The organism is Candidatus Buchananbacteria bacterium CG10_big_fil_rev_8_21_14_0_10_42_9, assembly GCA_002773845.1.
Taxonomy (GTDB): domain Bacteria; phylum Patescibacteriota; class Patescibacteriia; order Buchananbacterales; family 21-14-0-10-42-9; genus 21-14-0-10-42-9.
On sequence record PEZZ01000008.1, the window covers coordinates 1 to 10,025 of the forward strand.

At 42.8% G+C, this 10,025-nt stretch carries 11 protein-coding genes and 4 tRNA genes; 7 read left to right on the top strand and 8 right to left on the bottom strand.

Features of this window, described 5'->3' with window-relative positions:
- The first annotated feature begins 102 nt into the window (after nt 1-102).
- From COT81_01515 to COT81_01525, 3 genes are all read left to right on the top strand, one after another.
- Nucleotides 103-179: transfer RNA gene (locus COT81_01515), tRNA-Val, on the top strand.
- A gap of 152 nt (nt 180-331) precedes the next feature.
- A tRNA-Arg gene (locus COT81_01520) sits at nt 332-408 on the top strand.
- A gap of 159 nt (nt 409-567) precedes the next feature.
- Nucleotides 568-641, top strand: a tRNA-His gene (locus tag COT81_01525).
- A gap of 80 nt (nt 642-721) precedes the next feature.
- Here the strand turns inward: COT81_01525 and COT81_01530 are convergent.
- Together COT81_01530 and COT81_01535 are read right to left on the bottom strand one after the other, a co-directional pair.
- A complete protein-coding gene (locus COT81_01530) occupies nt 722-1,201 on the bottom strand; it encodes a hypothetical protein (protein PIS05353.1) in 480 nt (159 codons plus the stop codon).
- A gap of 186 nt (nt 1,202-1,387) precedes the next feature.
- The gene (locus tag COT81_01535) at nt 1,388-1,819 is read right to left on the bottom strand and encodes a hypothetical protein (protein ID PIS05354.1); all 432 of its coding nucleotides are present in this window, start codon (nt 1,817-1,819) and stop codon (nt 1,388-1,390) included.
- Nucleotides 1,820-1,916: 97 nt separating this feature from the next.
- Here COT81_01535 and COT81_01540 point away from each other — a divergent pair, with 97 nt between their 5' ends.
- On the top strand, nt 1,917-2,273 hold the full coding sequence (locus COT81_01540; protein PIS05355.1) for a hypothetical protein: 357 nt from the start codon (nt 1,917-1,919) through the stop codon (nt 2,271-2,273).
- Nucleotides 2,274-2,319: 46 nt separating this feature from the next.
- Here the strand turns inward: COT81_01540 and COT81_01545 are convergent, their stop codons facing one another.
- Nucleotides 2,320-2,550 (bottom strand): DUF1059 domain-containing protein, encoded by a 231-nt coding sequence (locus COT81_01545; GenBank protein ID PIS05356.1) that lies wholly within the window; start codon nt 2,548-2,550, stop codon nt 2,320-2,322.
- Between the two features lie 17 nt (nt 2,551-2,567).
- Nucleotides 2,568-3,074: a hypothetical protein gene (locus tag COT81_01550; protein PIS05357.1), complete on the bottom strand. Its 507-nt coding sequence runs from the start codon at nt 3,072-3,074 to the stop codon at nt 2,568-2,570.
- Between the two features lie 164 nt (nt 3,075-3,238).
- On the opposite strand from COT81_01550, the gene COT81_01555 reads away from it, so the two are divergent.
- Nucleotides 3,239-3,616 carry a rhodanese-like domain-containing protein gene (locus COT81_01555; GenBank protein PIS05358.1) on the top strand — a complete coding sequence of 126 codons (378 nt, stop codon included), beginning with the start codon at nt 3,239-3,241 and terminating at the stop codon, nt 3,614-3,616.
- Between the two features lie 811 nt (nt 3,617-4,427).
- Here COT81_01555 and COT81_01560 read toward each other — a convergent pair.
- From COT81_01560 to COT81_01570, 3 genes are all read right to left on the bottom strand, one after another.
- A complete protein-coding gene (locus COT81_01560) occupies nt 4,428-4,856 on the bottom strand; it encodes a hypothetical protein (GenBank protein ID PIS05359.1) in 429 nt (142 codons plus the stop codon).
- Between the two features lie 674 nt (nt 4,857-5,530).
- Nucleotides 5,531-6,559: a hypothetical protein gene (locus COT81_01565; GenBank protein ID PIS05360.1), complete on the bottom strand. Its 1,029-nt coding sequence runs from the start codon at nt 6,557-6,559 to the stop codon at nt 5,531-5,533.
- A 126-nt stretch (nt 6,560-6,685) separates the two neighbouring features.
- Nucleotides 6,686-6,910: a hypothetical protein gene (locus COT81_01570; GenBank protein ID PIS05361.1), complete on the bottom strand. Its 225-nt coding sequence runs from the start codon at nt 6,908-6,910 to the stop codon at nt 6,686-6,688.
- Between the two features lie 59 nt (nt 6,911-6,969).
- On the opposite strand from COT81_01570, the gene COT81_01575 reads away from it, so the two are divergent.
- Complete coding sequence (locus COT81_01575; GenBank protein PIS05362.1) at nt 6,970-7,668, top strand: hypothetical protein; 699 nt, start codon at nt 6,970-6,972, stop codon at nt 7,666-7,668.
- Nucleotides 7,669-7,821: 153 nt separating this feature from the next.
- Here the strand turns inward: COT81_01575 and COT81_01580 are convergent, their stop codons facing one another.
- The gene (locus tag COT81_01580) at nt 7,822-9,777 is read right to left on the bottom strand and encodes a hypothetical protein (GenBank protein ID PIS05363.1); all 1,956 of its coding nucleotides are present in this window, start codon (nt 9,775-9,777) and stop codon (nt 7,822-7,824) included.
- 72 nt (nt 9,778-9,849) lie between these two features.
- Here COT81_01580 and COT81_01585 point away from each other — a divergent pair.
- Nucleotides 9,850-9,921 (top strand) — tRNA-Gly (locus COT81_01585).
- The last annotated feature ends 104 nt before the right edge of the window (nt 9,922-10,025 follow it).

Genomic DNA, 10,025 nt, shown 5'->3' on the forward strand with positions numbered 1-10,025 from the left:
TTTAATGATGAGTGGGGACACATAGCTCAGTTGGTTACCCGCCCGACTGAACGACTTCAGTCGTTCAGTCGGGGAGCGCTCCTTTGATATGCTAAGCCGTTTGGGTATGTAGCTCAGTTGGTTAGAGCGCATCGTTCACATCGATGAGGCCAGGGGTTCGAGTCCCTTCATACCCACAATTTAGCAAATAGCTAATCGCAAGTAGCCAATCGTTAATTATTAAAACATCATTTGCTATTTGCCATTTGCTATTTGCTAATTCGTCCCCTGTAGTCTTGCCCGTCCGCAGTCCTGAACTTGCAAAGGACGCAGGTGGGTCAACGGATAGCTTGCGCCCATAGCTCAACCGGATAGAGCGACAGCCTTCTAAGCTGTAGGTTGCACGTTCGAATCGTGCTGGGCGCACCAGGAATTTACTGATAGCAAGAGTAGAGGATTCCTACCTGCCCGTCCGAAGCGCAGCGAAGGCGGGGCGGGAGCACAAATTGGCAAATGGCCAATGGCGCATGGCTGATAGTATTTAAAAAAGCGATTTGCCATTTGCGATTAGCTATTCGCTAATTCATGGTGACCATAGTTCAACGGTCAGAACACCGGGTTGTGGTCCCGGGGATACGGGTTCGATTCCCGTTGGTCACCCACCTAAAAAACGCCCATAAACATTGGGTGTTTTTGGTTATATTAAATAGGAATTAGAACTGTGGTATAACTGATTGTGCCCTCACCATCCGATACCACCGGACCACACAATACCCAAAAAAAGTAAATCAATAATGATATATGCACCTACAATTCCTAAGCTTATGTATTTCCTAAAAGGAAACATTACTACCGCAATAACTAATGGTACAAAAAATATTTTACTTGGTGGGTTCAAGTTATTAGTTAAAAAACTAAGAGAAAAAACCCCCACTAAAAACATTTCAATAACTTCTCCCTTGTTTGATTTGTATTCCATCCAGTCTCTTTTGATTTTGTTTTTATGAAATTCTTTAATACTGGCATAGGAACGCGATTTTTTAATAATTCTAATCGCCCTTATTAAAATAATAGAAACTACTAACCAGGAAACATAACCAAAATGCGGCAACAGATTTATTGGGTAAATTTTAGGGTAAGCCTCAGAGTAAATTTCATTATGAATTTTAAAAATCCATGCCAAAATTAATGAAAGTATTACATATTGATAGTATTTCCTCATAACATTTTTTATATTATACCATGCCTACCGCAGGCAGTAAAAAATCATCATTTTGATTTCTCACAATAGTTCCCCCACGTACCGAACGCCTGTCCGAACGAGGTTTTTTTATAAAATCATATAAAAAGAAGTCCGCCCGCAACTCCGGAGAGTTCACGGGCGGATGTTTGCGGTCCTTGCGGGACATTAGGACTGGGTAGCCTCGTCGGCCTCGGTGACCGCGGAGGTCTCCTCATCCTCGGCGGCTTGGCCAGTGTTGGTATCTTCGGGGGCGGGCGTTTTTGTCGGGTAGACTTCCAGTGTATAAGCGCGCGCTTTCAGGTAGATTTCGTATTTGGCGGGATTTATCTTTGTACCCACCCGCAGCTTGGCCCAGGCTGACGGTAGGATATTGTACTTCGCATCTCCTTTCTTGACGCATATCCAGTAGTCGCCCCTATTGACTCCCATGTCGGTAATTTCACCGGCTGGGAATTTCGGCGTGAACGTGTCGAGGCTTTTAATGAACGCCTCGTCACGGGCTTCTTGTTCTTTCACGATGAGGATTGCCACGATGACCGTAATGAGGGCCAGGACAACCATCAACTCGATCAGAGTAATACCATTTCTCCTGTGCATCTTTTTCCCTTTCCAGGGTAAGGTTTGCAGGAGCTACGACACCATCCTCTTATTAATTCATTAATTGGCTTGTCAATTTAAATGTTATAATTTATATATGGAAAATTTAGCGCCAGATATTACTCGCCAACGCCTGTTATTAGAAGGCTATTTTACAATTGAAGTAAATGAAAAGACGATTAAAGATTACTTTACTTTTATTTGTAAAAATTTAGGTTTAAGAGTTTACGGCAAGCCGATTATTTTTTCTCCTGGCGGGGAAGGAAAAGATGAAAATCAAGGTTATGATGCTTTTATTCCGTTAATTGATTCGGGCATTTCGCTTTATGTTTGGTCTAGTGCTAAATTTATATCAGTTATAATTTATACCTGTAAAGAGTTTGATGAAAGCGGAGCGATTGACGGTACTAAGGCTTTTTTTAAGATGGATAGAATTGAGCATCAAGCTTTTTAACAATTAAAAACACCCCGCCTGAACGGGGTGTTTTAACTTTGTTGCCTTATGCGTCTGGGAGTGAGTCAAAATTGGTTTTAAACTCTTCGTACCACTTGTGTTGTTCTTCTTGGCTTAGCTTCATCATCTCTTCCATCGCTGTTTTATGTGCGGCGTCGCCCGCTTGCACTAATTCCATCGCATGCTTTTTTGAATTTTCACCCATTTCTTCAGGTGTGGTGCCTGTAATTTCAGCGTCGCACGCCCCTTTAAGGTTTTGGCAAGTTGTTTTTTTCATAATTTATAGTTAATCAACTATTCAACAATGAGTGTTCCAACCATACCGAATTGGCGATGCTGGCCGACACTACAATAATACTCAAATGTTCCAGCCTCGTTGGCAACAAAAGTAACTGAACTTTTACCGCCAGTATTTACCTGCTCGGTGCGCGCATTAAACTCATCAACTACCCAGTCATGAAAACCACTTTCGCTTTGGAAATTAATTGTTACAGTGTCGCCTTTTTGCACTTTAATTTCCTTGGCACTAAATTCAAAGTTTTTACCACTCACCTCAAACACTTTTGCCTGAGTGTCGGCTGGTCCAGCTGTTGCGGGGTCACTGCTCCCTGTATTTATGTTGTTGCTGGTGTCGTTTGTCGGCGTGGCTTTACCAGTATTGGCATTAATGTTTTGGATTGGTGTTTGATTTGTGTCAGTCACATTCGTGTTTTTGTTAACATTTGTAGCGGCAGTGCAGCCAGCTAAGACTATGGCCATGACCGGCAAGGCAAATGAAACTCGCAAATTGGTTTTCTTCATAGAAATATTAAATAATTAATTATTTTAGAATAGTCATTATATATAAAAAAGATTTTTTGGTCAATGAATTTTGTTACCTCGCTAAATTTTAATTAAAATACTATAATAAAAATGTGCCTAAAACTAAGAGAAATAGCATATTCGTAGGGACAACTATAATAGTTGTGGCCGTTTTGGGTTACCTGTTTTTTGTGCGTTCGGCTGATAAATTAGGTGAAAACGGCGCACTTAATCCGATTAAAATTACGCACGAAATTGAGCAAGGAGAGGCGGTGTTACTAGATGTGAGAACGCCTGAGGAATTAATTGAAGAGGGCAAAGCCATAAACGCATTTCACTTTGATGTGGCGCGCTTAAAGTCAGGTGAATTGCCCGATATTTCTAAAGACAAAACGATTTATACCTACTGCCGTTCGGGCGCAAGGGCAGACGACGCTAAAAAGATTTTAGAATCAAACGGGTTTTCAAGCGTAATTAATATTGGCGGATTAAGGGATTGGCTTTCAGCCGGCGGTAAAATAGAAAGTTACATAGTTAATTAAGATATTTAAAGCCGCAAAAAACCCCGTCACAAAACGGGGCTTTATTTTCAATAATAAAGTGTGGAAAGCGGGGCTGTGTCAAAAAATTCTGACCTGTCTGAGCTCTCCGTCGAAACTGCGGCTCTTTCATGTACGTTCATGAGCCTTGAAGTGTAGCGAGCCTGGGCTTGGTCATAAGATTACCCTGTCGCTAAAGCTTCTTTTTATTTTCATTTCAAACTTCTGCATCAGCAAGGCCTGTGCAGCCCCGCTTAGCATGGAATCATAACTTAGGTTAAAAACGTTGTCAAGAAGAAAGTGAGCAAAATTACAATAAAAAAGTGATTTCTCTAAAGCAAAAAGACTGCGGTTTAGCGGGTTGGCTTAACCACAGTCTTAAAGAACTTTTGTAAGACTCCTTGAAGACCACACGGCGCAACGTAGTGTCCAAAGAGTCTTGCAAAAGACCTTTAGTAACAGTTTTCCCCAAAACTTTGCGACGGCGCTTAAACGCGACGGCGATTAGGTTAGGGAAGTGAATAAAGTAATTTTTTAATGCTCTTTTATTATATGCGACGGCGCAATTTTTTGCGACGGCTTTATTTCTACTTTAATCATAGCATTTTAAATGGCTTTGTCAAGATATTTATTGACTCTTTTGGAAATATAAAGTAACAATCGAGGAGGTTCGCACACAGCGTTCCCCAGCGTAATGTGGTATCCCGCCAATTTTAAACCGCCCTGACGGCTTCGGCCAGACGGGCGGTTTCGCGTTTATAATAAAATGAGGCGGGGACAAAGGTTCGATCCGTGCGTGTAAGGTCACGGTCTACTAGTTCATCCCCGCCAAATGCTTGGACGTGCAGTTGGGAGGGAGATTACCAAAAGATGTGGCGTGGGGTCCAGACTTGCGCAAAGTCCCCGCCCTGTTGGGCAGTGCACTAGTGCTGAAACCCCACGCCTGAGGCACGTGGGCGTCACCGTTTTTCCCGGCAGTCCGGGAGTAATTCGTGGCCCGGGAGAGCCGGAGAAGCGGAGACGGGTTGGAAGCCAACTTCTCCAAGCTCATCCCGGGCATGGGGGAGATGACCCCAAAATGTGCGGAGGAGGTTAGGGAACCATCTGCTGGGTTCGGGGGGAGATGGCCATACATTTGGTTCCCCAACCATCCATCCGCTGTCGGAGCCTTGTAGTACCCACGCCTAAAGGTGGGGACAGCGTGACCATTGGGTGTTGTACTCGGAGTTTCAGCTTGCGCCATTGGGGGTGCCCCACCCGCCAGACATAAGACATCGGCCAGAGGAGGGAAGAGGCGTTTTAGGCGGTCGGCTGCGAACGTTGGGGCAGTCGGGAGGAACCCCTACTCAACTAGCGGCTTTCTTCTATTTTAATTATAGAAGGGCCGCCGTGAGCAACGTGCGCTCAAACCGCAACCTCTTTGGTGCCACACCTTCGCAAATGCGCTCCGCGAAGGGGCTCACAATTAGGTCACGCCAATCGCGTGGATCCGTTTCTCGCGACATGTTGGCTCAAGTTAACCTTCCGTCTCCTCTGGCTCATTTGTATTCCTTTCAATTCGGAACTATCAAGAATAATTGAATTTGTGTCTATTGTCAAGAGTTTTTAAATGCCAAGAATGAGAAACGCAGGCGTATGTGAAGTTCAGGTTGCCACCAAGCGTTTCTCTCAAGCCGCGTGAATACGGCCTGTGTCTTTCACCTGGATCGAGATGTCACCTCCGGGCCGCCTCCTGGCGACCACTTTCCGGCGAAGCCGGGGTGTGCTCTAGTTTTTGGTAGTACGCGTCAGCACTTCATCGAAGAACGATAGGCCCATACGCGACTCCTTTTTGTTTGAACTTCACTACCTGCGTTTAATTTAGTATATCATTGAAAGTAAAAGCCGGGAATTTATCCCGGCCCTAAACTTAAGCCGTTAAATTGCTGGCGGAGTTCGTGGCGGAACTTTAGTGGAAGTTTTACTTTTATAAAATTTCTTTTTTAAGGCCAAGAAAATTTTTACTACTATCCATAGCCCAATGCCCCAGGTAATAAGCCACAAGATTAATACAGGCAAGGCAAAAACCAAAGCAATTAAAGCGTTAGCGTAAGAGACTAGGCTGCTGAACATGTTTCTAATGGCTCGCTTGATTTCAGCAAGAGGACTCCAAACCACTCCAAAAATTTGTACGTCCGCTTCAGAGGTTAAGCTAATTGTGAGTGTTGACATTTCAATTTGGCGAGATAGGTAATTTAACTGGCCTTCAATCCTTTCAATTTGACCGCGAACATAGCTTAGCCTTTGCGAAACGTTTAAAATTTCTTCTATTGTTTTTGCTTGTTCTAATATCTTTAGGTAGCTTTCTTCTTCGCGTTTAAGGTTGCGTACCTGCGCGTCTAAATCAATATATTGTTCAGTTACGTCTTGCGTATTGATATCTTCGCGGGCAACCTTAACGGCTATGCTTTTAGCTTGGTCAAACACAGTTTCTAATTGGTCAGCTGGGACTTTGACTGTGATAGTGCCTGACTTAACATTGTCATTGACTTCCCGAACGCTTACATTTTGAACAAAACCTCCCGCATTATTAGCAAAATCGCTAATTGCCATAACCGCTTCATCAATTTTATTTACGACTAAAGATAAGCTTCCGTTTTTGACGATTTTTCTATCGTTGGGATCAATTGTGTCGGTGCTGGCTGGTGTTTGCGGTTCGGGCGGTAAAATCGTCCGGGCAATTTTTGAAACAGCTGATTCTTCTTGTACTCCAAGGCCAAGCGCGGCACCATAATTTAATCCGCTATCAAATCCGTCTTGGGCCGGGTAGCTATTAGCAAATTCTCCGCGGATGCCATATAGGGCAGCATTGGTTATAAAGTTGTATACAAAATAAAGAGCTAAAATAATAATAGCCCCAACAATAATTTTGCTTTTATGGTTTTGCCATATGTCTTTTAACTCCATAGGTTTTGATTAATGATAGTTTGAGTAAGTATAACTTTATTTGTATAACGTTGCAATGAAAAAGAAGTGACGATTTAAAAAGGCGGAAGCCGGACTCTGCATACTGCTGGCAAAGCCCGGCTCCGATTACCAGAGGGAGGCGACGAAATGCAACGGGCGGTGTAGCAGCGGAGCGAAGGCCGCCGCAATCATGCCGACGGTCACAACTAGCATCGTCAGCATGATCCCCTCCATTACAATGTCGAATGCGCTACCGACTACCTCTTCCCAGCCTTTCGGCCAGGTCTTGGCGTGTCGGTTGATTGCTTTTTTCTCCCTCAAGGTAAGGCGCCTTTTGCGCCTCGGTGGCATAGAAACCTCCCCTGCGTGCACCGTGGCAACACTTTAGAACAATTTTTTTTACTTTGTCAATGATTGCCGATATAAAATGCTGGTGTTATATTATAGCTATGAAAGTGACCAAATATTTTCATTCGTGTTTGCTAATTGAAGATCACGGTTCAGATATTTTGATTGATCCGGGGTTGTATGTTTTTATTGATAATCATTTACGGCCAGAAGATATGCCAAAAGTTGATGTAATTATTTTTACTCATCGGCATGGAGATCATTTTGATTTAGAGTCACTGCAAAAGATTTTACAAACTTCGCCACAAGCGAAAATTTTTTGCCCGCCAGATTTGCAGGAGATTTTATCCAAAGAAGGAATTAAAAGTGAAATTTTAAAACCCAAACAAAAAATTAATGCGGCCGGTTTTGAAATTGAGGGAGTTAAGGCCGAACATGGAGATTTGCCGCGCGATGTGCCAGATAATATCGGTGTATTAATTGATGGCCGGATGTATCACCCGGGGGATAATGTTACTAGCACGCCTCCGGTGAAACAGTTGGAAATTTTAGCGCTGCCAATAATTGCACCTTGGAATACGGTTAAACAAGCGGTTGATTGGGCGGTTAAATTAAAGCCGCAAAATATTATTCCAATACACGATGGCTATTTAAAGGATTTTATGCGCGAATCACAGCAAAACCAAAGGCAGGAAAATTTTACCGATGCCGGGATTACCTTTTACCAAATGAAAGGATTTAAAGAGGTGGCAGATTTTTAATGTCGTCCTGAATTTAATTCAGGATCCAACATTCCTAGACACCAAATCAAGTCTGGGGCGGCAAAGCTTACCCCTTTATATGCACCCGGGAATAAAGTATTATTGTCCGAGCGAAGCCACGTTTGACGTGGCGCAGTCGAAGATTTTTATGCCTTAGAAAAGGTCAGTAAAATGATAGATCTCAAAAACCGCTTCGCCTTTGAAGTTAGAGATTATAGTTTCCGGTTCAATGCCGGAATTTTTTACTTCATTATTAAATTCTGCCACTGTTGCCGGTGGATTGCCGTTGTCTATTGTATAAGTCGCCTCGGTTGAAGCGATGTAGTAAAAATCAGTAATGCCGAGATTTCGTAGTGTATCAAGCTGGTTTTTTTCTTTAAGCGTAACGTAGTCAAGCGAAGGAATTATTGGCCAGCCGTCGTAGTAATACCGCCGTTCAAAAATCCAATTTGCCGCGACGGCGTTAATTTGCGAATCATACACAATTAGTTTGGCACTTTCAGGATTGCCGGAGATTTTTCTGACATCTTTGTCTCGGAATTGCTTGATGAACGTTAAATGCTTTGGCAATTCCAGCGTGACCGCCGGTTTTTCGTTGTCAAGTAATTTTTTGACCTCTACTTCCAAGGCATTGTAGCCATACGGGTAATTTTCGTATTTGATAATTGAATACACCCACGGCGATTCAATTGGTTCGTTAACGTGATTGGTTTGAAGCATAAAATAGCCTTCATATAATATGAAAGCAATTAAAATGACAATTGAGATTTTTCTAACGCGTTCAATTTTTAGTAACTGGACAGCGCCGTACGCAATTAGCAAAATAAAGAAAGGTACTAGCATGGCTAGAAATCTAACAGTTGGCGCAATATAAATAACAAATAAAATCATGAAATTGGTTGCGACAAAAGGCCAAAGTTCAATTTGATTATTTTGTTCAAAAACTTTTTTGTAGATTAATTGCCAGCCAACGTAAAGGTATGCCCCGATTGACGCCATAAAAAATATGGGTGAGTAAAGCTTCCATAAGTTTGGAAAAAAGATATTTATGCGTTCAGCTAAACTTCCAACTATTTGGCCCCGTGTTTGCCATTCCGGCGTGTCTTGGTTAAAGATAGCTGAAAATTGTAAATCAAAATGGCCGGAAATTTGATACAAATTATAGTTGTAGATAATGACTGGTAAAAAAAAGATGAAAGCAATTAGTAAACCAAAGTACAAAAATTTTTCTTTATACAATTTTCGGCCAGCAAATAAAATGTAAAACAGTGATATTGGCAATACAATTAGTACCGTAAATTTAGTTAACAAACCTAAACCAAAAGCTATTCCCCAAGCTAAAAATAGCTTAGGCTTGGCGCAAGCTTTAATTAAAAGATACAGGCTAAGTAAAATGAAAAAAATAGCCGCCGCTTCTTGTAAGCCAATACGGGCGGTCCAAATCATATAACTATTAAGCGCGGCGATACTGGCAGCCAGCAAGCCCATTTTTTGTGAATGCAAAGAGCTGCCAATTAAATACAAAATAAAAATTGACGCCAGCCCAAAAATTGCATGAGGCAAGCGAAGAACAAAAAGTGAATCGCCAATAAGGGAAAATAAAATCCTTTCAATTCCAAACAGGAGCGGGGGATGATCATGAAAAGAAAGTTTAAGCCAGCCGGGCGGATTAAGGCAACCAGGCGGCACTCCTTTTGGCGATGGCGAACATAAAGACTCATATGGCGTACGTTGAAAGGGTGTAGCTAAATAGTCCATGTAGCCAAGGCCTCTAAAAGCTATCGCACCTTCATCGGTTATCACATCGCCCCGGTCAAGTTGGAAGAAAACAAAAAATGCGGCCATAAATAAAATAACCGCGATGACTATGTTGATTCGCTTTTGGCTTAATTCCATGCCACTTATTGTATCATAAAATCTCCCTCTCCGATGGCGGAGAGGGCCGGGGTGAGGTAGCGCATTACTTAGCATAGTCAAACGTTTTGTTTGTATTGGCATCCCTAACCTCACCCTATCCATCTCCCGCAGGGAGAGGGCACCTGTTTTACATACTCGCAATGACAAGACGGTTGACTTAGGCTTCAATAAACGATAGTATAGTTTCCGCATACTTTGCTTCGGGCTAGCGGGCCGGCCCGACACGTCGGACGTGCCCAGCCGAAGTTTACGAAGTAAATGTAGGCGGGTGTGGTATAGTGGCTATTATGTCAGCCTTCCAAGCTGAAGACGGCGGTTCGATTCCGCTCACCCGCTAATTCCACTACTATGACCTGGACCCCATAAACTAGACACAGAGGTCGAAGAAAAGTAACCTTGTGTCATATGAGTAAAAAAACACATCGTATTGCCCTTGAGGT